Source organism: Rhodococcus sp. G6(2025), assembly GCF_058628105.1.
The window spans coordinates 4638597-4660771 of sequence record NZ_CP179750.1 but is presented as its reverse complement, the minus strand read 5'-3'; the positions used below and the strand labels follow the sequence as shown (position 1 = coordinate 4660771).

Sequence of the window (22175 nt, the reverse complement as noted above, 5' to 3'; positions counted from 1 at the left end):
TATGAGCGCACAATCGTCGGCCGTCGCTCAGACCGTGGTGCAGTTGATGAGCCAGGTCCAGCGACGACCCGGCCACGAGATCGCGGTGGAGGAGGCGACCGGTAAGCGGTCGCTCACGATCGAGCAGCTAGTCGCCGCCTCCAACCGGCTCGCGAACGCCTTCATCGGTCTCGGCCTGCGGCCCGGCGGGCGGGTGGCATGGGTCTCCGAGAACCACATCGAGTATGTAGTCCTGGAGTTCGCCCTGCTCAAGGCGGGCCTGGTCAAGGTGCCGTTGAACAATCGTTTCGCCCCGAACGAGCTGCGGCGGTGCGTGGACCTCGCCGACGTCGGGCTGGTCGTTGCGGATCCGTCCTCGGCCGAGGTGCTCGACGGCGTGCTCGCAGGCTCCGCGGTGCACAAGGTGGTCATCGGCGTACGAGACGGGTGGACCTCCTTCGACCCGCTGGTCGCCGGTGGGGCATCCGGGCCGGTGCAGGCGGCCACCGGGCCCGACGATCTCTATCACATCCGCTTCAGCTCGGGCTCGACAGGAAAGCCCAAGGGCATCCCGATCACGCATCGCGGGGCCCGCGCGGCGATCCTCGGCAACACCTGGGTGATGAGCACCAGTGCGCCCAGCGCATCGCCGCGCACCCTGCAGGTGGCGCCGCTGGTATACGCCGGCGGTTGGAGTGTGTTGCCGACGCTGCTGTGCGGCGGCACCAACGTGGTGATGACCAGGTTCGATCCTGAGCAGATGCTCGACGTGATCGTCGATCGCGGCATCACCTGGATGTTCGCGGTGCCCACGATGTTGCGGCGGCTTTCCGAGATCACGGGCCTCGAACGGCTTCGCACCTCGTCGCTGGGCTGCCTGATGCTCGCCGGTGAGCCCGCCGCGCTGCCTGCGCTCGAGGTGCTCACCGAGTACACCGATGCGATGATCAACTGCTGGGGGCAGACGGAGGCCCCGGCGTCGACCACGCTGCTCACCCGTGCCGAGATGCGCGACCGATCGCTGTGGTCCTCGATCGGCCGGCCGGTGCCGGGCGTCGAGTTCTCCGTGTACGCCGACGGTGCCGTCCAGGACCGGCCGGAGCCGGGGGTCGACGGCGAGCTGGTGATCCGCACCGCGAGCGTGGCACCGACCCTGCTGGGCGGCGAGGTGGAGCATGCCGATCGGACCCTGCCGGACGGCTGGTGGCGGACCTCCGACCTCGGGCACTTCGATGAGCACGGCCGGATCTTCATCGTCGGTCGTGCGAGCGAGACCATCATCACGGGTGGCACGAACATCCAGCCGGTGGAGATCGAGCGGGCACTCGAACTGCATCCGATGGTCCGCGAGGCGGTGGTGGTGGGCGTGCCGGACCCGAAATGGGGCGAGACCCCGGCGGCGTACGTGCACATCGATGCACTGTGGGCCGACGTGAGCGAGGAGCTGGCCGCGGTGCTGCGCGAGAACCTGGCGGGGTTCAAACGCCCGGGTCACGTGTACATCTCGACCGATCCGATCCCGCGCGCCTCGAAGGCGGCGAAGATCGCGCGCGGTGACATCAAGCGGCTGGTGCGGTCGTGGGTCGAGGACCCTACCGTGGTGCCGCGCAACGTAACGAAAGTGGTGAAGGAACGTGGCTGACGCAGTGATCGAGTCCACCGATGACATCGTCATCGATACCGTGGACGGTGTGGGCACGGTACGACTGAACCGGCCCGACCGGGGCAACTCGGTCACCCCCGACGTGGTGACCCGCATGGGCGATGCGGTCGCCGACCTCGCCGAGACCGACGGCATCGGTGCGGTGGTGCTTACTGGCACCGGCAAGGTGTTCTGCGCCGGCGCCGACGTCAAGGACATGTACGAGGTGTACTCCGCCGACGGTGCCGACGGGTTGATGGACTACCTCGCCGTCACCTGGATGCCGGCCGTGCAGCGCACGGTGCGGTTGCTGTGGAACACCCCGGTTCCGGTGATCGCCGCATACAACGGCCACGCGACTGCCGGCGGGCTGGACTTCGGACTCTCCTGTGACGTGCGCCTGGCCGCGTCCCAAGCGAGGTTCGCCGAGAGCTATGTCAACCTCGGCATGGTGCCGGTGGCCGGCGGTGCGTACCTGCTGCCGAAGCTGATCGGTCTGGAGAAGGCGTCCCGGATGATTGCGACGGGCGAGTTCATCGATGCCGCGCAGGCACTGGCGGCCGGCATGGTGAGCGAGGTGTGCGACACCGAGGACCTCGCACGCCGGGCGGCCGAGGTGGCCCGCGAGATGACGCACGGGCCGGTGGCGACGTATGCGAACGCGAAGCGGATCGCGCGTGCCGCGGCGACGGTCGAGCTGGACGCCGCGCTGGAGGAGAGTCTGGCCGCGAATATCGCCCTGATCGCCCGGCCCGAGGTGCGCAGGCTGGTGCTCAACGTGATGGAGCAGTACAGCTTGGCGAATTAGAGCGGTGCGCGCACGGGGCTGGCCGGGCGGCGGGAACGACATCATGCAGGTCTGAGAATGGTGCGTGGATCATCGTGATCGGGGTTCGGGCGGCTCTGGAATGAGACTTAAGGAGAGGGAAATGGAATACAACAGGCTGGGGCGTTCTGGGCTCAAGGTGAGTCGAATCGGTCTGGGAGCGATGAACTTTGGATTCGTCACGGACGAGGCGGAAAGCTTCGAGATTCTCAATCACGCAGTAGAGTTGGGCATCAACTTCGTCGACACGGCGGATGTCTACGGTGGTCCGCAGACTCCCGACATGGAGAAGGGATTCGGCACTTCCGAGGAAATCATCGGCAAGTGGCTGGCACAGGACCCCTCCCGACGGGACAGGATCGTCCTGACTTCCAAGGTCTACCAACCGATGGATACCGGTCCGAACGATCGCGGGCTCTCGGCTTATCACATCCGTAGGGCGTGTGAGGCGAGCCTCCGCAGGCTGCAGACCGACCACATCGACGTCTATCAGATGCACCACGTCGACCGAACCACGCCGTGGGAAGAGGTGTGGCAGGCATTCGAGCAGTTGGTCCGGGAGGGGAAGATCAGCTACGTCGGTAGCAGCAATTTCGCGGGATGGGATATCGCGACCGCGCAATGCATCGCGAATTCCCGCCACTTTCTCGGTCTGGTTTCGGAGCAGAGTCTGTACAACTTGACCGAGCGGACAATCGAGCTCGAGTTGATTCCGGCGTTGCGTAACTACGGGATCGGGCTGATTCCATGGAGTTCATTGGGGCGTGGCCTCCTCGGAGGGGTGCTCGACAATGCCAGCAGCGGTCGCCGCAGCCGCCCCGAAATGCAGGCCCGGATCGAGCGGATCCGTCCCCAGCTGGAGGCCTATGAAGCACTCTGCCGGCAGATCGGTGAGCGTCCCTCCGACGTCGCGACCGCCTGGCTGCTGGCGAATCCCGTCGTCTCCACGATCATTGCGGGGCCGCGGACCGTCGAACAGTTCGACCAGAGCGCTCGTGCGTTGGACGTGTCGTTGTCCGCGGAGACGATGGCGGAGTTGGACAAGATCTTCCCGGGGCCCGGCGGTGAGGCTCCGGCAGCATATGCGTGGTGAGTAGCTCATCCGTAACGTCGGAGGCCCGGAACCAGTTCTCGGTTCCGGGCCTCCACGTTTGTAGTCCGTCCGTGGCGGTCAGGCCAGGGATTGCGCAAACTCCGCCGGCAGGCCGATCGACCGCAGTTCGGTGTACGCCTCCAATCCTTCGACCCCGTTCTCTCGGCCGATTCCACTCATCTTGAATCCACCGAACGGCGACTGCAGTCCGATCGGACTGCCGTTCAGTTCGACCACGCCGGTGCGCAACCGGCTGGCGACCTGTAGTCCGCGTTCGAGATCCGAAGAGAAGACGGCACCGTTGAGGCCGTACTGCGAGTCGTTCGCGATGGCGATCGCGTCCTCTTCGTCGCGGTAGGTCATCACGGACACCACCGGCCCGAAGATCTCCTCCTGTGCGATGGTCGCGCCTCTGGATACTCCGGCAATGATCGTTGGTTCCACATACCATCCGTGCTCGAGGCCGGCGGGGCGGTTGCCGCCCTTGATGATTCGGCCACCCTCCTCCTGACCGATTCGGATGTACTTCTCGACCATGGTGCGATGGCGCTCACTGAACAGCGGACCGATCTCGGTCGCATCGTGGTGCGGGTCGCCGACTGCCATCGTGTCGATCATCGCAGCGAGTGAATCCAGAAGTTCACTCTCCCGCTTCTCGGAGACGAGGATGCGAGTCTTCAAAGTACAGACTTGACCGTTGTTCCTGAAGGAACCCATACGGAGCAGTTCGGCAGTCGCGTTCATGTCGGCATCGTCCAGAATCACGGCGGCCGACTTGCCGCCGAGCTCGAGCGTCACACGACGAATATTCGCGCCGCACAGCGATGCGATTCTGCGACCTGCGTCCGTTGAACCGGTGAAGGTGACCTTGTCCACCCCGTGATGCGCGACCAGGTGCTCCGATGCCTCGCGTTCGGCGGGCACGACGTTGATCACACCTGCGGGGAACCCCGCCCGTTCGATGAGCTCAGCCAGCAGGTACGCGTCCAGCGTCGTCTGCGGTGCCGGCTTCAGCACGAATGTGCATCCTGCGAGGATCGCCGGCACGATCTTCTGCACGCTGATACCCATCGGCACGTTCCAGGGGACGACGGCCCCGACCACCCCGACGGGTTCTCTTGTCACCAATGCGTTTCCGAGTGGTCCTGACCGGACGGTGCGGAACGGGTACTCACCAATGAAGTCGAGATACGCATCGATCACCCGCACGGGGTTCGCTGCCTGGATGGTGCGGGATTGGGTGATCGGGCACCCCATCTCGGTGGTGATCAGTTCCGCGATCTGTTCGGCATGGTCAATCAACAATCCGCGAAACCGCCGTACGACGGCGATGCGCTCGTCGAGCGACATGCGGGGCCACGGGCCGGTGTCGAAGGCCACGCGGGCCGCGGCTACAGCGAGATCGACGTCGGCAGGCGATGCCGACGCCACGTCGGCGAGGAGTTCTTCGCTGACCGGGGAGACGACGGGGATGCGCTCGCCGCGCGCTGCAATCCATCGACCATCGACGAACAACTTCCCGTGTCGGTGTTCCATGAGCATTGCTCTATCTCCTTTGGGTGGGAACGTCGGGTGAGGGGCGGGGGCGTCCTCCTCGTCCTGATGGGCATTGTGGCGGTAAGCCACGGCCGATCGCTCGTGCGCGTCGATCTCACGGTCGGGCTTCTGCTAGCCAAGGACTCTGTGCACAGAATATCATAAGTCAGATAGTTGACAGCTGGTAAAATATCTGCTGAAATCGTGTGTCGAATGTCACTGCGTCTTCGATCCTTTTCGTCGGCTCGGGGGTGTGGGCGGGTGAGTTGGAACAATCGAAAGAGGTTGGCGTGACGGGATCGAAAGAAGTCGTGCTGGTGACCGGTGCTTCCGGATTCGTCGGATCGAGGCTGGTCGAGCAGCTGAGTACATCGGGCCGCTATCGCGTGTTGGCCGCGGATTCGCACTGGACCGACCGATCCAAGACCTTCGGTGAACTGTCCGACGTGGAGCGATGCGACATCGACCTCCGGGATCGAGAGGCGGTTGATGCTCTGGTGGCCAGGTCGGGAAGCATCGTTCATCTAGCGGCAATTCGCGCGGTGGCAGGGCTCGACGATCCCTGGGCCGCATTCGAGGTGAACGTGGCGGCCGCCTACGGCCTGATGGATTCGGCAAAGCGCCATGGGGTGCGGCGCATCGTCTACGGCTCGTCGCACAGTGTCTACGGGAACTTCGCTAAGCGTCAGACGTACCGGCATCGCGAAAACGAGGTCGCCGAGGGGAGCGGCATCGGTATGTACGGAGCCAGCAAGCTGGCCGTCGAGGCATATCTCGAGGCGCATGCGAACACCGGAGGGGCGGAGTTCATCTCCCTGCGGCTCGGCACCATCTACGGTCCCGGAGTAAACCGGGACAACTCGATCGGCGGGATGATGATGGATGCCATCGACGCCGTGCGCGCGGGCCGGGCCCCGGTGGTGCGGTGGGCGCCCGACGCGCTTCACGATCTGGTGTACGTCGATGATGCGGCCGCGGCGCTTCTTGCCGCGATCGACGTCGACTCCGGGGCGAAGGCGATCAACGTGGTCGGTGAGCCGATCAACACCACTGAGCTGTTTCGCATTCTCGTCGAACTCGTCGGGGGCGACGCGGCAACGATCGATTGGCAGCCCGAACTGGTGCGGTATCAGCAGGTGTCCCGGGACTTGATGCTCGCAGACCTCGGTCCGATCCTGGGCACCCGGATCGAAGACGGCCTCCAGGCCTTCGTTGATTGGCACCTCGGCGCGTCCATCACTGTGGACTGAGTCGCTGGCTTCGCCGGGCCAGCTGGATTATTGGACAGTTAAGGAGTCAATGCTATGAGTGAGAAGATTGGATTCATCGGGATCGGGGCGATGGGCTCCGCGATTGCGAGCCGCCTGGTCGAGCCCTTCGATCTGTACGTCAACGATCGCAACCGTGTGGCTGCGGACGAACTGGTCGCCGCCGGCGCCACCTTCACCGACGCGGCCGAGATCGCCCGGACGTGTCGGGTCGTGTTCCTGTGCCTCCCCGCTCCGACGCATGTCGATCAGTTGCTCTTTGGGGACGAGGGGATCGCGAAGGACCTCGCCGTCGGCACCGTCGTCGTCGATATCACCACCGGAACCCCCACGGCGGATTACCAGGTCGTTGCGGCCCTCGGCGAACGTGGAGTGAAGTTCCTCGATTCGCCGATCGGGGGCGGTGTCCGGCGGGCCCGCGAGGGTACGGCGACCCTGATGGTGGGTGGCGACGACGACGTGTTCGCAGAGGTTGTCGAGGTGCTCGAGGCGGTGACGCCGGACGTCCATCACGTGGGCCCGGTCGGTGCCGGTCACGCGATGAAGCTGGTCAACAATCTTCTGAACAGTTGCAATCGGTTCGCCGCGCTGGAGGCCATCCGGCTCGGGCAGGCGTGCGGTATCGAGCAGTCCACGGTCGTCGCGGTGCTGAACAGCTCGACCGGGCGGAACTACACGACCGAGTACACGTTCCCGACTCTGCTGAGCGAGCCCGATTACAAGCTGCAGGGGTTCACGCTCGATCTCATGCGGAAAGATGTTCACCTGGCAAACGAACTCGCCGCGAGCATGAACCACGCGACGCCGATCGGACATCTCGTGGAAGAGATGACGGAGACGGCGATCGAGAGGTTCGGCGGCGATGCGGATCAGAGTCAGCTCATGGCCGAGTGGTATCCCCGTGAATGACATCGTGGCTGCCCTCCCGAGATGGGAAGCGATCGATTCGACGAGGGCCGAGTGAGCATGGATGAACGGCGCCCGAAGACGCTGCACCCGGCGGCGGAGGAAATGCGGGTGGCCGCCACCCAGTTGCCCCCGTCCTACGAGATTCCACTCGAGGCTGCTCGTGTTCGCATGCGCTCGGCACTCATCAGGCAGGCCGAGCCGTCGTCGCTGCGCGTCGCGGACTTCATCGTTCCCGCCGGGGATCGGGGTATCCGAGTGCGTGCCTATCGGCCGCCCGGCCATCGGAACCCTGCGCTCGTCTTCTTCCACGGGGGCGGCTGGGTCTTCAACGACCTCGATACGCATGACGAACTGTGCCGGACTATCGCCGAGGTCGCGCAGTGCAGCGTCTTCTCGGTGGACTACCGGAGGAGCCCCGAGCACACGTATCCGGCTGCGATCGACGATGGCGATGTCGTGTTCGAGTGGCTGCTCACCAATAGTGACGAATTCGATGTTGAGCCGGGCGCATTCGCTCTCGGCGGCGACAGCGCCGGCGGGACCATCGCGACCGCACTGGCGAAACGGATCCGAGAGCGGGGCGCGCGCCAGCTCGCGGCGCACTTCCTGCTGTATCCCGTGCTCGACTACTGGGACCCGGGGACGCCCTCCTACGGCGAACGTGGTCCCGGGTTCACCGTCGATCGGTCGTTCATGAAGTGGATCTGGGATGCGTACTTACCGTCGCAGTGGGTGCGCGAGGATCCCCACCTGTTTCCACTCCAGGGTTCTCTGGCGGGCATGCCCCCGACGGTGCTGTGCGTTGCGGAGTACGACGTGCTCCGGGATGAGGGGATCGAATACGCACGACTGCTGCGGCAAGCCGAGGTGCCGGTGACGCTCCTCGTGGCCGACGACCAGATGCACGGGTTCGCCCACCATCTTGCGCTCATCGAAACTGCGAAGGACATGGTTCTCACGGCCGCGACTCGCCTCGGTAGAGCCCTACGCGGTGGGTGACCCGAACGGACGGAATACGTGCATGCACGTTCGAGCAATGTGTAAAATGTCAAACGATAACAACGCATATACAGAGAAAGTAGTTTCGATTCCATGTTGACAGTTATCAGGGGAGCAAACAGCGAGCCGTCCGCCCTGGCGCAGGGGACCTTCACCGGTGAGGCCTGGCGCGACATGGTGATGGCGCCGACCGACGGGGTGGCGATTGGCAACAACTTTTTCGCGCCGTGTTCGCGGACCTATTGGCACTCGCATGTCGGCGGCCAGCTGCTCATCGTCATGGCTGGCGAAGGGCATGTGTCCGACGAGAACGGAATTGTCACCGTTCGCGCCGGCGACATGGTGTGGACTCCGCCCGGCGTTCGTCACTGGCACGGTGCCGCCGACGATCGCTTCATGCTGCACACATCGGTCACCCTGGGTGCCACGAACTGGGAATCCGAGGTCACCGACGCCGAGTACGGCGAGGCTCGGGCCTGACCGCGGCGCCGTGAGATGGGGCTACTTGCTCCGATCTCACCCGCCCCCAGTTCACAGAATGGAAGGAGTATCAGCATGACGAGTAGCGGTGAGCCGGCGTTGGCCCGGGTTGTGGTGACCGGCGTGAATGACGAGGGAAGGTCGGTTGTTTCGTCCGACGGGCCGGCGAGTCCCTGGACACGTCGGCCGACTGGGACCCTGGTGATGGAGTTGTGGCGTGAGGACGAGTTGCCGATTTCGGTGAACTCCGAGTCGACGCTGGAAAACGAAGTGGTGTTGGCCCCACCCGCCACCGGTGTCGTGGTGCGGACGACGGTCTTTCCGCCCGATAGCTCGATCTCGGCCGAGGCCGCTGCAGCGTACGCGGCGGCGATGGCGGACATTTACGGCCCCGGAAATGCGGAGGGCGGCGCCGTGCCGGGAATGCACACCACCGAGACCATCGACGTGATGACCGTGATCGACGGCGAGATCTGGGCGGTCATGGAAGAAGGGGAGACGGTACTGCGCGCCGGTGACACGATGGTTCAGCGCGGTACACGCCATGCGTGGCAGAACCGGAGTGACCGCCCGACGACGGTGGTCACGACGATGATGCCAGCGCACCGAAACGATTGATGAACCGGGCGTTGCTGCGCGGGTGATTCCCGCAGTGGTCGGCCCGCAACGATTGTGAGACCTGCGGCGAGTGTCGCGAACAGTTGGATGAGGAGTGCAGATGTCGGAGAAAGACCAGCGCCCCAGCGGTGATCGGCATCCGCTGGGGCGGTTCGCCCCGGGGCTGATCGGTTTCACCGACGACGTCCTATTCGGCCAAGTGTGGGAGCGCGCGGTGATCAGCGCGAAGGAGCGCAGCATGATCACCGTTGCATGCCTGGTGACGGGCGGCAACGTGGAGCAGCTCCGCTATCACCTGGTGCGGGCGCGGGACAACGGGGCGACACGCATCGAGCTGGTCGAGGTGATCACCCACCTCGCGTTCTACGCGGGTTGGCCGAAGGCCATGGCCGCGATGGCCGTCGCGCAGGAAGTGCTCGGCTCCGAAGAGGACTGACTTCGGTGCGCGATGAGCGCCGAATTCGGTATGGCGCTGAGGAGTTGCAATCCCACCCGTCCGAGTCGGATGGCGGGACTGTTTCGTTTGGCGGCCGCTGAGTCATGCGAGACAAGCTGTGAATAGAGTGATATTTGACGACCCGGGAAATGGTGTGACGAAACATGACACCGTCAGAGCTTGACGATCGGGCCGAAGCGGTCGTGCGGCCGCTGCAACCGGGGGACCTCGACGCGTTCACGCGGTTTGCGATGGCCTTGGCGGGTGAGGGACGACGTTTCCTCAAGGAGGACCTGTCTGATCCCGTGAAGGTTTTCGCTGACTACCAACGGGAGACGGCGGCAGTGCGGCTGGCCGCGCTCGACGGTGCCGGTGAGATCGCCGGATTGGCGGGTGCTTTCGCGGGGGAGGGTGGGTCGTCGCACGTCGCCGAGATCCGCGTCGTGGTGGGTGCGGCGTATCGGGGCCGCGGTGTCGGGCGGGCGCTGGCCCGTGCGGCGCTGCTGGAGGCGGTCAAGCTCGGCTGCAGCCACGTGTACGTCGAGGTGATCGCGGCACAGGATGCGTTGGTCGCCATGTTCCAGGACATCGGGTTCGAGCCGGAGGCGCTGCTCGTCGATTTCGTTCGGGACAGCGACGGTGAGAACCGGGACTTGATGCTGCTCACCCATCGGGTGGATGTGAATCAGGCGCGGAATCGGTTGTGGGGCATGGACGAGGTGGCCGGATGAGTGGGGGACGATGACCGTGAACGAGCAGTACCTGGATATCTCCGGGCGGCAGGTCCGCGTCCGCGTCCACGGCGAGGGACCGCCGTTGCTACTGATCAACGGATTGGGGGCGAACGTCGCGATGTGGGGGCCGCTATTGCCACACCTCGAGGACTTCCAGGTGATCACCTTCGATGCGCCGGGTGTGGGACGCTCGCAGGCGCCCTATCTGCCGTACAGCGTCTACGTAGATCTCATACTATCTGCCACTAGTATGGCGGACGCCTGAAACGTACGTGTGTCACGGCTACCCGCACCACCTCGTGGTGGTCTGGATTTGACCGTGTCCCACACCGACGCTTGTGGTGCAGGAACATGATGTTTCGGATTCACCCCCATCCGCTGTGGCACGGTGGGCAGGCTGCGGCGGACCCGGCGATGCCGCGGCCTACTCGGGGTTGGACCGTTCTTGTCCCGGCACCGGCGCACCGGCGCGTGTTCGGCGACCCGGACCGCGGGCATCTGCCCACGCCGTCTGGTGGCTTTGTTTCTGCCGAGCAGTGCGCGTTTGGCCAGGTTCACCCCGGCCATATGGTCTCGGTTACCACCGACCCGGCAGCGGGGACACCACGCGTCGTGATAGCCGCCGGGGCGGGAGAGCGGTTCGTCGCAGCCCGGACACAGTGCGGAGGAACCTCGGGCCGGCACCGAGACCACCGTGATACCGGCACCGGCGGCGGTGTGGGCGAGGGCGGCGACGGCCTGGCGGCGGGCGGACTGCGCGGCCCGATTGTTGTTCACCCGCCCATGGCCGCGGGTCTCGAGGGTGGTGAGATCTTCCACCGCGATCACCTGCGCGCCCGCCGCGGTGGCGTACTCGGTGACCTGGCGGGAGAAGTGGAAGGCCAGTTCCCGGTTGATCTTGCCTCTTTTGACGCCCACCGCGGTGCGGTGAGCGTCGAGGACGGCGATCTTCGCCTCCAACTGTGCGCGGACCTCGGGTGGGGCGGCGGCGGCCAGCCGTGTCAACCGCGCGGCCTTGGCATGCAGCAGCTGCCCCTCGGCCTGCAGGCGTGCCAGTTTGATCCCGAGCCCGCGGTCGTCGTAGGTCCAACCCCGGTAATCCGAGGACAACCCTTCAGCGCCCTGCGCTGCGGTGGCGGCGGCACCCAGACTGGTCGGGGACCAATCCACCCCGACCGCGACCCTCCCGGCCGTCAGATCCGCAGCGGGCGCCAACTCGGTCGCCGCGCACCGCCACAACAGGCCTCGGCGGTCGAGGACCAGGGACGGCAGATGCCAATCGGTGACAGGGCGACCGTCCAGATGCTCGGGGATGGCCGCGGTCAGCCGGACCCTGCGCCACTGCGCCCGCCCCGCCGGAGTCGGGCTGGTGGGCAGCTTCACCGTCGACACCAGCTCACGCTCCGTCGAGGTGATCTGCGCGAGCTGCCGATCGGCCGCCGACAGCCGGGCCATCGCGCTCGTCTGCGGCGGACCCTGCACCTCGGTGATCCGCAACCGGCCGGCCGGTACCCCGCCGTCCCGACGGGCGCGGGCAATCAGCTGGCGCCGAACACCCCGAACGAAACCCGCCGGCACAGAGTCGCCCGGTTCGGTCGGCGGCGCCACAACCCCGGTGGCCGGATCGAATCGGGCCGACAGCGCCGCGATCGCGGTGTCCCGGTAGGACAGGGTCCGCAGGGTCGCCATCACCTGCGCGGTCACCACCCGGGTGACCCGCGACGGAACATAGACCCCGTCCGGGTAGAGCGGAGTCCAGCCGAGGCGGGCCGCGGCGACGTGACCCTGTGCGGGGAGCCTGCGGTCCTGGCGGTCCAGGCCGGCGGCGAGCACATCGAACGTCGCCGGCTGCCACAGCCGCGACACCAACTCGGCACCGGCCGCGGCGATCAGGTCCAGCAGCCACCCCACCCGGGTGTCGACGTCGTCGAGTCCGATCGGCTCGCCGGTCGCGTCGTCGACTGCCATGTATGCGCGGGTGGTGACCGCGAATTGCCGCGGCGCAGTCGATCCCGGCCCGGTCATGCCGGGGCGCAATTCACGATCGGCGAGCACTTTCGCATTTGAAGAAGACCCTGATCTGCCGAGATGCTCACCGGTTACCCCTTCCGCCACCGTGCGGCGGCATCGCCCCGAAGCCGGTGTTGAAGGAGTCGGTGTTGAATCTGTATCGACCGCAGCTGATTACAACCGGGCGGACAACGATGCCAGCAACACGATGACGTCATCCATCAACTCCTCCACCGGCGATAGCTCGCCCTTGTCTCGCAGAACCCGACTGTAACGCCGACCTCCGACAAGTACCGGTCGATCCGCGCCACCGGCGAACCGGGGGCCAATCGATCCCGCCACACCACCCGCACCACCGTGAACCCCGCCTCGGCCGCGTCGTCGAGCATCCGGCCGCGCCCACCCCGCCGCTCCCTCGAGTCCCGAACCGCGATCCCATGCAGACCCGATATATCTCACCAGGAGCGCTCTCCCGCAACATCTTTTCCTGATGGGCCAGCGAAGCCTCTTGCCCGGTCGAGCCCGACACCCGGCAGATACAGTGCCGCCACCCTCTCCGGCGTCGCTCCCGCACACTCCGATGCAGGCCTGACCAGATAGGCGTCGAGGTCCGCGCGGTCAAAGATTCGGTGACCCGAACCGGTGCGCCGAGACGGCAACCGGCCCTCCGATGCCGCCTTGCGCGTCCTAACTACCGAAGGGCCCAAGTATTCCGCAGCCTCACCGATTCGCGTCGTAGATAGTGCCAGAACATACTGGGTAGTATTAGATATCGAGGCAACAGTTGAGAGCCTGTCGTACATCGCCGATGTCGCGCTCGAGGTGCTCGACGCGCTCGGTCACGAATCCGCGGACGTGCTCGGCTATTCACTCGGCGGCGCGGTCGCGCAACAGCTCGCCCGCCAGGCGCCGGAGCGGGTGCGACGCTTGGCGCTGGTCAGCGCGACGTGCGGAGCCGGAGCGGTACCGGGGTCGATGTTGGCGCTGATGGCTGTGATGACCCCCGCGCGGCACCACTCCAAGGTCGCGTACCGGGCGACGATGAAGCTGGTGAACCTCGCCCCGAAGGAGAAGAACAGCATCGCACTCAAGGAGCTGATGGCCGATTGGCACCACGGCGCGGCGCCGACAATGCGCGGGTACACGCTGCAAATGATGGCGATGTCGAGGTTCAACAGCCTTCCATGGCTGCCTACCGTCGCCCACCCGACGCTGGTCCTGAGTGGATCCGGTGATCGGATCATCCCGATGGCGAACGGTGCGATTCTGGCGGGCTACCTGCCGAACGCGCGGCTGCGCATCTTCGAGGGCTGGGGACACTACATGCTCCATGACGATGCCTCAGGAGCCGGCAACGCCATCGCCGAGTTCTTCGGTGCAGACCACCACGATGAGAGTTCCGCGTGGACGGGGGCGCAGGTCGTGACTCCCGAACAGATGGCCGGGATGGTGCGGTCCGCACCGTGGAGCGCATATCCGTACCAGTACACCAACGCGTTGGTCCGTTGGCGGTACCCGCTCGAGAAGGAGCGTGGCGGGCATGGCCGCTGAGTCGCCTCTGTGGCGGAAGGCATTCGACGGTGTCGAGCGTCGGATCGGCGCCCCGCTGGAGAACGCGACCAGCTCCGCGGACTTCCAAGTGTTCTCCCTCAAGGTGGGACGCGTGAAGAAGGCGGTGATTGCCCCCGTCGAGGCGGTGGTGGGCTTCGGTCTGCACCTGGTCGGGATCCCGTCCCATGCCGAGGTGCGCGTTCTGCGCAGGGATCTCATCAAGGTGCAACGTGAACTGCTGGCCATGCGTCGTGAACAGGCCGTCACCGAGCGAGAGTCGACGGATTCAGAATGAGTCCGATCGGCCCGGTGGTGGATATCGCACGCGGACTGGTTCGTGAGGTCGAGCGCACGCAGTTGCGTGCCCGGCGGGGCATCGAGCTGATCGCGCGGCGCCCGCCCCCTCAGGTGAGTAATACGCCGAAGGACGAAGTGTGGTCGTTCGGGAAGGCGAAGCTGTGGCGCTACCGCAATGACGACGTGCGGCATGGGCCACCGGTACTGATGTTCCTGGGGTTGGTTGGTGACTCGGCGATCTTCGACCTGTTTCCGGGAAACTCATGGGCGGAGAAACTGGTCGCGGAGGGCTTCGACGTGTTCCTGTTCGATTGGGGACGGCCGGAGGCGGCTGAAGGGGAGCACGACCTCGGAACGTATATGGACGGCTACTTCGTGCCTGCTGTCGATGCGGTGCGCAGGATCGCCGGCGCCGACGAGGTGTCGGTGGGGGCCTACTGCATGGGCTCGCTCATGCTGACTCTGCTGCTCGGCAGCCGGAGCAACGTGCCGGTACGGAACGCGGTTCTGTTCGCTCCGCCCTGCGACTACGACCATGCCCCCGGGTTTCTCACCGGCTTCAAGGACGGCCGGCTGGAGACCCGCCATGTGGTGGACGAGATGACGGGCCTCGTCCCGGAGGATGCCGTCCGGGGCATGTTCCGCTGTTGCAGCCGACCTCGGACATCGTCCAGTACGTCACGTTGTGGGAGAACCTGTGGCGGGACGGCTACGCCGACGCGCACCGCGCCATCAATCACTGGGCGTGGGACCATCGATCGATGGCCGCACCATCTTTTGTAGAGATGGTGGAGGATTACGTCCGAGAAAATCGATTGGTCAACGGGGGAGCGGAGTTGGCGGGCCGGCCCGTGGACCTGCATTCGATCACCATTCCGCTGTTGATGATCATCGCGGAGAAGGACGAGTTCGTGCCGCCCGCGAACTCGGAACCACTCGCCGAGCTGGTTGGGTCCGATGACGTGGAGATCCTGCGTATCCCCGGTGGCCACGCGGGCGCCCTGATGGGGTCAGCCGCGCGGAAGAAGACCATGCCGGGGGTGGTCGATTGGCTCAGGCGGCACTCGGATACCCCACCGCGGTGAGCCGGAAAGAAGGGAGGTGCTTCCAGGTGGAAGCACCTCCCTTCCTTCTGACGAGGGTGCTCTGTGCGTCTGCCGCGTCAGACGACGGCGGCGTCCCGGAGGGCTCGGCTCGTACGGTAGCGAGTGTCGTGGTACGTCTCCCACAGCCGGTCGAGGATCCCCACGACTGCGCCCGTGCCCCAGGCCGCGGTCCACTCGAATGGGCCGGCCGGGTAGTTGGTGCCCAACCGCATCGCAACATCGATGTCATCGGCGGTCGCGACCCCATGCAGGGTCGTCTCCCAGGCCTCGTTGGCGATCACCGCGAGGGTCCGGGCCGCAATGAGACCCGGGACGTCGTCGACCGGGTACGCGTGAATGCCCGCGCGGTCCAGTAACGCCGCGACCGTCGACAGTGCCTCGGGATGCGACGCGGCCACCGCGAGCCCGGTGGCGTTCTCCGCCGAGATCCATCGATCGATCACCACCACCGGCGCCCCTCCCCGCGCTGCGGACTCGGCGTGGGCGGTCAGTCCGCGGGTGACCATGACGATCGCCTCGTCGAGTACGAGCTCGGTGCCGTCACCGTCGAGCGGCTCGGCGGCGATGTCCGCGCGGCTGATGATCGCCTTCAGCTGACCACACTGTCCGCGCAAGCCGACGGTGCCGGGAAGGTCGCCGGGGCGGACGAGAGCCGGAGACGGAGGGGCCGCGTCCTCGGCGTACGAGTAGAAGCCGTGGCCGCGCTTGCGTCCGTAGCGGCCTGCGGATACCAGTTCGTCCTGGATCCGGGAGGGTTCGAAGCGTGGGTCGAAGTTGAACGCGGTCCACACCGATCGGGTGACTGCGGCGTTGACGTCGTTGCCGATCAGGTCCATCAGTTCGAACGGACCCATCCGGAACTGCCCGGCGCCCCGCAGGGCGGCGTCCAGCGTGGCGGGCGAGGCGGCCTGTTCCTGCAGGACCCGCAGCGCCTCACCGTAGAAGCCACGTGCGACCCGGTTGACGATGAAGCCGGGGGCGTTCTTGACGCGCGCCACCTGTTTGCCCCAGGTCACGGCTAGTTCGTCGATGCGATCCGTGACCTGCGGATCGGTCTGCAGGCCGGTGACTACTTCGACCAGTTTCATCACCGGAACCGGATTGAAGAAGTGCAATCCGACCACGCGATCCGGTAGCGGCGAGCGGGCGGCGATCTCGGTTACCGACAGCGAGGAGGTGTTGGTGGCCAGGATGCACCGGTCGCCAAAGTGTTTGGCGGCTGCGGCGAATACCGACGCCTTTACTTCCAGCGACTCGAGGACGGCTTCGATCACAACGGTGTCCGGGTGGTTGGGGGCCTGATCGATGGCGGCATATGTGCCTAGCTGTGCATCCAGGTTGGCTGCGACCTCCGGATGGCGTTTGGCGAGGCGTGCCGCGAGCTCGGTGGCGGCGGCCTCCAGCTGGGCCTGCTGCGGATCGACCAGGCTCACCGGATGGCCCGCGGCCAGTGCCACCTGTGCGATCCCACGTCCCATGGTGCCCGCTCCGATTACGCAGATCGGGGTGGAAGCTGTGGTCATATCGCGTCTCCTCGGTTCGTGGCTCGCTGAAAAGGGTGGGGACCCTTGCAACTATCTGTAAGATAATATAACTTGCTGTCAACAAGTTACCAACTAGGAAGGGCTGGCCACGGTCAGACCGACGTTGCGGAAGTGGTAGTGCTATGACATTTGAGGACATCGTCGTCACTGTGGATGCAGGGGTGGCGACCATCGCGATAAACCGCCCGGAAAACGCCAACAAGCTCCGCTTCGTGACCGCGAGGGAGCTTCTCGACGCCTTCCGTATGGTCCGTGAGACGAAGAGCATCGACGTCGCCGTGCTGACCGGCGCGGGAGACAAGTTCTTCTGCATCGGCGGCGAACACGAGGAGCTTGCCTCGCTGGACTACTCCAGCGTGATGCCGGTGATCGACCTGTACGAGTTCATCGACACCATGCCGAAGCCCGTCATCGCAGCGGTTAACGGCTACGCGGTCGGCGGGGGCAACGTGTTGCAGGTGGTCTGCGACCTGACCGTTGCCGCACCGCACGCAATATTCCGGCAGGTCGGCCCGATGGTCGGCAGCTTCGATGCCGGTTATGGCACCTGGTACCTGGAGGAAACGATCGGCCGGCGACGGGCCAAGGAGATGTGGTATCTCAACCGCAAATACACTGCCGAGCAGGCGCTCGACATGGGACTAGTTAACGACATCGCCGACGACCCGGTGGCACATGCCCACGAGATCGCCCAAACTCTCCGGCAGCGAGGCCCGTTCGCCCTCAGCGCGCTGAAAACCGCCTTCTCCGGTCGTCACTCAGGCGTCGTCGGGCAGGCGCGCATCGCGCACGACCTGCTGCTCACGGCCTACCGCAGCACCCAGGAAGCGGACGAGATGTCGCAGTCCTTCGAGCAGCGGCGCGAACCCGACCGTGCGAGGTTCCACCGGTGACTTCAGTCAGCACAGAGCTCACAGACTTTCTCGCGGTCGTCTCGAAGGTCGTCGCCTCGGCAGCTGACGGCGAGAGTGCGCTGTCTGCCATGCGGAACTCGCTGAGCGAGACCGGCCTCCTGGACCTCGCGCGGGACACAGCGGACGAACCCGACGCCCTCCAGTGGCTGGCGTACACCGTCCGGACCGTCGCCCAGACCGATCCCTCGCTGGCGTTCGTGCTGGCGAGCCGGTACGTGGCCGATCGTGCCATCGATGCCGAGGCCGCCACCGAACCGACCTTCGCCCTCGCCGTTCCGGGATCGCGTCCGGTGCTGGCCGGCGCCCTGGGACCGGACGCGGTGGTGGTGTTGGATAGCACTACGTCCTCCCTGCACGTGGTGCCCTGGGCGGATCTGGCACCGTCGGTGGACCACGAGGCCCGCACGGGGCTGCAGCGGGCGGACCTCGTCTCGGTGACGATTCCCGACGGTGGCGCCGCCCTCGAAGGCTCCGCCGCCGAGGCCGCTTTCCTGTGGGACCTGCTCACCGGCGCCGCTCTCGCGGGCGTAGCCCGAAGAGCAGTCTCAGAGACCCAATCCTATGTGCTCGAACGGCATCAATTCGGAGTGCCAATCGGGTCCTTCGCCGGGCTGCGCGCGCTCGTCGCCGACATGGATCTCATGGTGGCTGGAGTCGAGACTGCCCTGGATCGGGCACTGGAGGACCGCACCTCGATCTACAACCTCGCCGCCACCGCCGGACGTGCGGCGACGTCGGTGTGCATTGACGCCATTCAGGCGCACGGCGGCTACGGCTACATCGACGAGTACCCGCTCGCCGGGCTGATGCGTGACGCTATCGGCATCCAGGCGCGCACCGGCGGCAGACGCTTGCACGTCGCACGGGTCGCCGAACGCGGCTTGGGTCCGCGGACGGGACGGCACCAATGACGTCACACGAAACCAGATCAGCAGACGCGAAGGAGACGAGCATGAGTACAGGCAGCGGGCCATTGCAGGGCGTGCGAGTCGTCGACATCTCCTCCTCCTACGCCGCACCGACGACCTCGATGTACCTTGCCGACATGGGTGCCGACGTCATCAAGATCGAACCTCTGGGGGGCGATGATGCCCGGGGCTGGGGGCCGCCCTTTCTCAACGGTGAGGCAGCCTGGTTCCTTTCGGTGAACCGCAATAAGCGCAGCATGTGCCTCGACATCCGCGGGGAGGAGGGCCGCAAGGTCCTATTCCAGCTGCTCGAGTCCGCCGATGTCTTCATCGAGAACCTGAACCCGGTGAAACTGGACAAGCATGGACTCGGTCTCGACGGCCTGCGCGAACGTTTCCCACAGCTGGTGATCTGCGCGTTCTCCGGCTTCGGGCTCACCGGTCCGGATGCCGGGCTGCCCGGCTACGACCTGATTGCCCAGGCACGGTCCGGGATGATGAGCGTGACCGGCGTCGACGGAGTCCCACAGCGGGTCAGTACCGCGCTCTCAGATGTGGCCGCGGGCACCGTTGCAGCCTTCGCGGTGGCTGCGGCACTGGTGCGTCAGCAGCAGACCGGCCAAGGCGAGATCGTGGACGTCGCTCTCTTGGAGGCCGACTTGGCATTCATGTCGCCGCGCATTGCCAGCTTCCTGGCCGGCGACGAAGAACCCAAGCCCTGCGGTGGCACCGATTCGGTGGTGGCGATCTACCAGCCGATGCGTACCGCGGACCGGCCCATCGTCGTCGCGATCGGCAACGATCGGCACTGGCAGCGGTCCTGCGCCGCGCTGGGACTGGACGAACTGGCACAGCGCGAGGACTTGGCGACCAATGCCGATCGCCGGGCCAACCGCGAAGAGGTCGTCGGAGCCTTCCAGGAACGCCTGATCGCACTGTCCTCCAATGAGGCGCTCAAGCTGCTGCAAGACGTCGGGGTGCCCTGTAGCCGGATCAACTTCCTGTCAGAAGTGGTTACCGACCCACAAGTCGAGGCACGCAAGGCGATCGTCGACTACCAGCACCCGGTGGCGGGAGTGTTCCGCGGCGTGGGCGCGCCATGGCGACTGGCGTCCGATCCCGAAGACCGGCAAGCCCGGATTCCGGCACCCATGCGCGGCGAACACGGCCGCGAGATCCTCACCGAGATCGGGCTCGATGAGAAGACCATCTCCGAACTGGTAGGAAGGGAGACATTGTGGGTTCCGTGATCGAGACCTCGCACGACGGGCGAGTGCTGACCATCGAGATCAGCCGCCCCGAACAGCTCAACGCACTCAACGCGCAGGTGCTGCGCGAGATCCGAGACGCGGTCGAGGGAACACGCCACGACACGTCGGTGGGCTGCATCGTGATCCGCGGTAAAGGAGAACGCGCCTTCAGCGCCGGCGCGGACCTCGATGAGATCCGCGCCCTTCCGGTCGAGGACGCACAGGCCTTCATCCATGCCGGACAGCGGACCATGTCGGCGATCGCCGACTCTGTCGTTCCCGTCATCGCCGAAGTCGACGGCTACGCGCTCGGCGGCGGTTTCGAGCTGATGCTCGCCTGCCACCTGGTGGTGGCATCGAGTCGTAGCCGGTTCGGACTGCCCGAGGCGCGTATCGGCTGCATTCCAGGATTCGGTGGTACGCAACGGCTTGCGATGTCGGTGGGCAAGCCCGCCGCGCTGCTACTCATGCTGGGAGGCGAGCGGATCGACGCCGATCGGGCCTGGCAGATCGGCCTGCTGTCGGTGCCGCCACTGGCACCCGCCGAAGCCGCGACGGAAGCACGCCGTCTGGCCGAACTAATTGCCACCGGGAGCCGCCGCGGCACCGCCAACATCCTCGATGCCGCGCGTCCGGCATTCGCCGCGTCCGCACTGGATCACGAGGCCGCGCTGGCGGCGATCTCCATCGCCTCGCGTGACGGCCAGGAGGGGATCATCTCCTTCGCCGAGCGTCGGGCGCCGATCTTCGAGCGGGAGGAATCATGAAATCACAGTGGGCGTCAGTCGATCCAGATGTGGTCGACGCCGTTGACCGAGTGATCGAGCGCACGATCGAACCGCAGGCGGCCGCGGTCGACATCGCCGCCGAATTCCCGACAGCCGGGCTGGCCGATCTCGCGGAATCCGGGCTCGGCGTCATGCTGGCCCCGAAGTCCCTGGGCGGTGCAGAAACCAGCACGGCAACCTATGCCGAGGCGCTGTCTCGTATCGCCGCGGCCTGCGGTTCCACCTCTACGGTGTACATGACGCAGATGCACTGCGCCCACCCGATCCAGCTGCAGGGCTCCCCGGAACAGATCCAGACCTGGGTTCCCCGGCTCTGCGACGGGTCGGCTGTTGGCTCGATCGCGCTCACCGAGCCTGGAGCCGGCTCGGATGTCGGGGCGATGCGCACCGTGGCCCGTCGCGAGGGCGATGAGTACGTCGTCAACGGCGAGAAGACCTTTATCTCCAACGGCGATCGAGCGGACGTCATAGTCCTCTTCGCGACGGTGGACCCCTCGCGAGGAAAGGGCGGAGTGACCGCATTCCTGCTGGAAACCGCGGGACTTGCGGGATTCGAAGCCGGGGCGCCGATGAAGAAGCTGGGGCAGAAGGGCGCTTCCACCGTTGCGTTGTCCTTCCAAGATTGCCGGATTCCGGTGGCCGCCCGGATGGGCGCTGAGGGCGAAGGCTATGCGTTGCTACTGCGTTCGGTGACCCGTTCGCGCATCAGTGCCGCCGCGCAGGGCGTCGGCTTCGCACAGGGCGCCTTCGACTCCGTCGTTGCCTGGGCAATGGAGCGTGATTTGCTGTCGTCGAAGGTCGCCGAAGCGCAGGATCTCCAGTTCGATCTTGCGCGTCTCCGCGGCGAGATCACTGCCGCCCGCGCAATGCTGATGTCGGTGTCCGATCAGGTCGACCAGAGTGCAGACGAACCGGTCGCCGAGGTCTCACTGCTGAAGATGCACTGCACCACCCTGGGTACCAGGGTTGCGGCGAGCTGTGTCGAACTGCTCGGTCCCGACGGTGACCGAGTCTCGGTCGGCGCGGAACGTCGGCTGCGCGATGCGAAGATCGCAGAGATCTATGACGGGACTAACCAGGTACAAAGCATGCTCGTGGCCCGGGACACCCGACTTACCGCGGCGCGCGAGACGGCTGCCGGGTGAGAGGGAGGTAGAGGCGGGAACTCGAGCCGGAGGTATAGATCGACTGGAACGACCACCGACCATAGACCCGCCGATGAGCGACGGCGTGGAGTGGAGGCCCGTTGCACGGAGTCCGCGGCAGCAATGCCGACCGGTGGCCGCT

24 protein-coding genes are annotated in these 22175 nt (G+C 65.8%); 20 read left to right on the top strand and 4 right to left on the bottom strand.

Features of this window, described 5'->3' with window-relative positions:
- The first annotated feature begins 1 nt into the window (after position 1).
- The 3 genes from ACLIVD_RS21325 (at position 2) to ACLIVD_RS21315 (ending at position 3540) form a co-directional block, all read left to right on the top strand.
- Entirely contained in the window at positions 2-1621 is a 1620-nt protein-coding gene (locus ACLIVD_RS21325) for a class I adenylate-forming enzyme family protein (protein ID WP_491930605.1), read from the top strand.
- Positions 1614-2429 carry an enoyl-CoA hydratase/isomerase family protein gene (locus tag ACLIVD_RS21320; RefSeq protein WP_491930604.1) on the top strand — a complete coding sequence of 272 codons (816 nt, stop codon included), beginning with the start codon at positions 1614-1616 and terminating at the stop codon, positions 2427-2429. Before ACLIVD_RS21325 ends, ACLIVD_RS21320 begins: the two co-directional genes overlap by 8 nt.
- A 121-nt stretch (positions 2430-2550) precedes the next feature.
- A complete protein-coding gene (locus ACLIVD_RS21315; RefSeq protein ID WP_491930603.1) occupies positions 2551-3540 on the top strand; it encodes an aldo/keto reductase in 990 nt (329 codons plus the stop codon).
- Positions 3541-3618: 78 nt separating this feature from the next.
- Here the strand turns inward: ACLIVD_RS21315 and ACLIVD_RS21310 are convergent, their stop codons facing one another.
- Entirely contained in the window at positions 3619-5082 is a 1464-nt protein-coding gene (locus ACLIVD_RS21310) for an aldehyde dehydrogenase (RefSeq protein WP_491930602.1), read from the bottom strand.
- Between the two features lie 284 nt (positions 5083-5366).
- Between ACLIVD_RS21310 and ACLIVD_RS21305 the strand changes: the two genes are divergently transcribed.
- The 8 genes from ACLIVD_RS21305 (at position 5367) to ACLIVD_RS21270 (ending at position 10785) form a co-directional block, all read left to right on the top strand.
- Entirely contained in the window at positions 5367-6326 is a 960-nt protein-coding gene (locus tag ACLIVD_RS21305; RefSeq protein WP_283351967.1) for an NAD-dependent epimerase/dehydratase family protein, read from the top strand.
- 54 nt (positions 6327-6380) lie between these two features.
- Entirely contained in the window at positions 6381-7253 is an 873-nt protein-coding gene (locus tag ACLIVD_RS21300; protein WP_005242266.1) for an NAD(P)-dependent oxidoreductase, read from the top strand.
- A 57-nt stretch (positions 7254-7310) separates the two neighbouring features.
- Positions 7311-8252 (top strand): alpha/beta hydrolase, encoded by a 942-nt coding sequence (locus ACLIVD_RS21295; protein WP_491932909.1) that lies wholly within the window; start codon positions 7311-7313, stop codon positions 8250-8252.
- Positions 8253-8426: 174 nt separating this feature from the next.
- On the top strand, positions 8427-8732 hold the full coding sequence (locus ACLIVD_RS21290) for a cupin domain-containing protein (RefSeq protein ID WP_458574574.1): 306 nt from the start codon (positions 8427-8429) through the stop codon (positions 8730-8732).
- 111 nt (positions 8733-8843) lie between these two features.
- A complete protein-coding gene (locus tag ACLIVD_RS21285; RefSeq protein WP_317568823.1) occupies positions 8844-9350 on the top strand; it encodes a cupin domain-containing protein in 507 nt (168 codons plus the stop codon).
- A 100-nt stretch (positions 9351-9450) separates the two neighbouring features.
- On the top strand, positions 9451-9786 hold the full coding sequence (locus ACLIVD_RS21280; protein WP_061700483.1) for a carboxymuconolactone decarboxylase family protein: 336 nt from the start codon (positions 9451-9453) through the stop codon (positions 9784-9786).
- Between the two features lie 164 nt (positions 9787-9950).
- A complete protein-coding gene (locus ACLIVD_RS21275) occupies positions 9951-10517 on the top strand; it encodes a GNAT family N-acetyltransferase (RefSeq protein WP_491930601.1) in 567 nt (188 codons plus the stop codon).
- 10 nt (positions 10518-10527) lie between these two features.
- Positions 10528-10785 carry an alpha/beta fold hydrolase gene (locus tag ACLIVD_RS21270; RefSeq protein WP_283351969.1) on the top strand — a complete coding sequence of 86 codons (258 nt, stop codon included), beginning with the start codon at positions 10528-10530 and terminating at the stop codon, positions 10783-10785.
- On the opposite strand, the gene ACLIVD_RS21265 is transcribed toward ACLIVD_RS21270, so the two are convergent.
- A complete protein-coding gene (locus ACLIVD_RS21265; protein WP_491930600.1) occupies positions 10740-12545 on the bottom strand; it encodes a zinc ribbon domain-containing protein in 1806 nt (601 codons plus the stop codon). The two genes, ACLIVD_RS21270 and ACLIVD_RS21265, sit on opposite strands and share 46 nt — an antisense overlap.
- A 440-nt stretch (positions 12546-12985) precedes the next feature.
- Positions 12986-13333, bottom strand: a complete 348-nt coding sequence (locus tag ACLIVD_RS21260; protein ID WP_283335347.1) for an excisionase family DNA-binding protein — start codon at positions 13331-13333, stop codon at positions 12986-12988.
- Between the two features lie 19 nt (positions 13334-13352).
- Here ACLIVD_RS21260 and ACLIVD_RS21255 point away from each other — a divergent pair, with 19 nt between their 5' ends.
- Genes ACLIVD_RS21255 through ACLIVD_RS21240 form a run of 4 tightly spaced genes read left to right on the top strand, consistent with a single transcriptional unit; the run spans position 13353 to position 15463 of the window.
- Positions 13353-14081 carry an alpha/beta fold hydrolase gene (locus ACLIVD_RS21255; RefSeq protein ID WP_283335349.1) on the top strand — a complete coding sequence of 243 codons (729 nt, stop codon included), beginning with the start codon at positions 13353-13355 and terminating at the stop codon, positions 14079-14081.
- Entirely contained in the window at positions 14071-14376 is a 306-nt protein-coding gene (locus tag ACLIVD_RS21250; RefSeq protein WP_182624936.1) for a hypothetical protein, read from the top strand. The genes ACLIVD_RS21255 and ACLIVD_RS21250 overlap by 11 nt, the downstream gene beginning before the upstream one ends.
- Complete coding sequence (locus ACLIVD_RS21245; protein ID WP_317568819.1) at positions 14373-15161, top strand: alpha/beta fold hydrolase; 789 nt, start codon at positions 14373-14375, stop codon at positions 15159-15161. Before ACLIVD_RS21250 ends, ACLIVD_RS21245 begins: the two co-directional genes overlap by 4 nt.
- Before the next feature lie 32 nt (positions 15162-15193).
- Entirely contained in the window at positions 15194-15463 is a 270-nt protein-coding gene (locus ACLIVD_RS21240) for a hypothetical protein (protein ID WP_491930599.1), read from the top strand.
- Positions 15464-15540: 77 nt separating this feature from the next.
- Here the strand turns inward: ACLIVD_RS21240 and ACLIVD_RS21235 are convergent, their stop codons facing one another.
- Positions 15541-17007, bottom strand: coding sequence for a 3-hydroxyacyl-CoA dehydrogenase (locus ACLIVD_RS21235; protein WP_283335353.1), 1467 nt, complete (start codon positions 17005-17007; stop codon positions 15541-15543).
- A gap of 143 nt (positions 17008-17150) precedes the next feature.
- On the opposite strand from ACLIVD_RS21235, the gene ACLIVD_RS21230 reads away from it, so the two are divergent.
- Genes ACLIVD_RS21230 through ACLIVD_RS21210 form a run of 5 tightly spaced genes read left to right on the top strand, consistent with a single transcriptional unit; the run spans position 17151 to position 22033 of the window.
- A complete protein-coding gene (locus ACLIVD_RS21230) occupies positions 17151-17921 on the top strand; it encodes an enoyl-CoA hydratase-related protein (RefSeq protein WP_005242237.1) in 771 nt (256 codons plus the stop codon).
- Complete coding sequence (locus tag ACLIVD_RS21225) at positions 17918-18853, top strand: acyl-CoA dehydrogenase family protein (protein WP_477956411.1); 936 nt, start codon at positions 17918-17920, stop codon at positions 18851-18853. Before ACLIVD_RS21230 ends, ACLIVD_RS21225 begins: the two co-directional genes overlap by 4 nt.
- On the top strand, positions 18850-20100 hold the full coding sequence (locus ACLIVD_RS21220; protein WP_317568815.1) for a CaiB/BaiF CoA transferase family protein: 1251 nt from the start codon (positions 18850-18852) through the stop codon (positions 20098-20100). Before ACLIVD_RS21225 ends, ACLIVD_RS21220 begins: the two co-directional genes overlap by 4 nt.
- Positions 20088-20867: an enoyl-CoA hydratase/isomerase family protein gene (locus tag ACLIVD_RS21215; protein WP_477956413.1), complete on the top strand. Its 780-nt coding sequence runs from the start codon at positions 20088-20090 to the stop codon at positions 20865-20867. The genes ACLIVD_RS21220 and ACLIVD_RS21215 overlap by 13 nt, the downstream gene beginning before the upstream one ends.
- Complete coding sequence (locus tag ACLIVD_RS21210) at positions 20864-22033, top strand: acyl-CoA dehydrogenase family protein (protein ID WP_005242232.1); 1170 nt, start codon at positions 20864-20866, stop codon at positions 22031-22033. Before ACLIVD_RS21215 ends, ACLIVD_RS21210 begins: the two co-directional genes overlap by 4 nt.
- Positions 22034-22175: the final 142 nt, after the last annotated feature.

Excerpts from the sequence above, each read along its gene's own strand:
- ACLIVD_RS21325 (WP_491930605.1), top strand. The coding sequence starts at position 2 with ATGAGCGCACAATCGTCGGCCGTCGCTCAGACCGTGGTGCAGTTGATG.
- ACLIVD_RS21315 (WP_491930603.1), top strand. The coding sequence starts at position 2,551 with ATGGAATACAACAGGCTGGGGCGTTCTGGGCTCAAGGTGAGTCGAATC.
- ACLIVD_RS21310 (WP_491930602.1), bottom strand. The coding sequence starts at position 5,082 with ATGCTCATGGAACACCGACACGGGAAGTTGTTCGTCGATGGTCGATGG.
- ACLIVD_RS21300 (WP_005242266.1), top strand. The coding sequence starts at position 6,381 with ATGAGTGAGAAGATTGGATTCATCGGGATCGGGGCGATGGGCTCCGCG.
- ACLIVD_RS21295 (WP_491932909.1), top strand. The coding sequence starts at position 7,311 with ATGGATGAACGGCGCCCGAAGACGCTGCACCCGGCGGCGGAGGAAATG.
- ACLIVD_RS21290 (WP_458574574.1), top strand. The coding sequence starts at position 8,427 with ATGGTGATGGCGCCGACCGACGGGGTGGCGATTGGCAACAACTTTTTC.
- ACLIVD_RS21280 (WP_061700483.1), top strand. The coding sequence starts at position 9,451 with ATGTCGGAGAAAGACCAGCGCCCCAGCGGTGATCGGCATCCGCTGGGG.
- ACLIVD_RS21275 (WP_491930601.1), top strand. The coding sequence starts at position 9,951 with ATGACACCGTCAGAGCTTGACGATCGGGCCGAAGCGGTCGTGCGGCCG.
- ACLIVD_RS21270 (WP_283351969.1), top strand. The coding sequence starts at position 10,528 with ATGACCGTGAACGAGCAGTACCTGGATATCTCCGGGCGGCAGGTCCGC.
- ACLIVD_RS21265 (WP_491930600.1), bottom strand. The coding sequence starts at position 12,545 with ATGACCGGGCCGGGATCGACTGCGCCGCGGCAATTCGCGGTCACCACC.
- ACLIVD_RS21260 (WP_283335347.1), bottom strand. The coding sequence starts at position 13,333 with ATGTACGACAGGCTCTCAACTGTTGCCTCGATATCTAATACTACCCAG.
- ACLIVD_RS21250 (WP_182624936.1), top strand. The coding sequence starts at position 14,071 with ATGGCCGCTGAGTCGCCTCTGTGGCGGAAGGCATTCGACGGTGTCGAG.
- ACLIVD_RS21245 (WP_317568819.1), top strand. The coding sequence starts at position 14,373 with ATGAGTCCGATCGGCCCGGTGGTGGATATCGCACGCGGACTGGTTCGT.
- ACLIVD_RS21235 (WP_283335353.1), bottom strand. The coding sequence starts at position 17,007 with ATGACCACAGCTTCCACCCCGATCTGCGTAATCGGAGCGGGCACCATG.
- ACLIVD_RS21230 (WP_005242237.1), top strand. The coding sequence starts at position 17,151 with ATGACATTTGAGGACATCGTCGTCACTGTGGATGCAGGGGTGGCGACC.
- ACLIVD_RS21220 (WP_317568815.1), top strand. The coding sequence starts at position 18,850 with ATGACGTCACACGAAACCAGATCAGCAGACGCGAAGGAGACGAGCATG.
- ACLIVD_RS21210 (WP_005242232.1), top strand. The coding sequence starts at position 20,864 with ATGAAATCACAGTGGGCGTCAGTCGATCCAGATGTGGTCGACGCCGTT.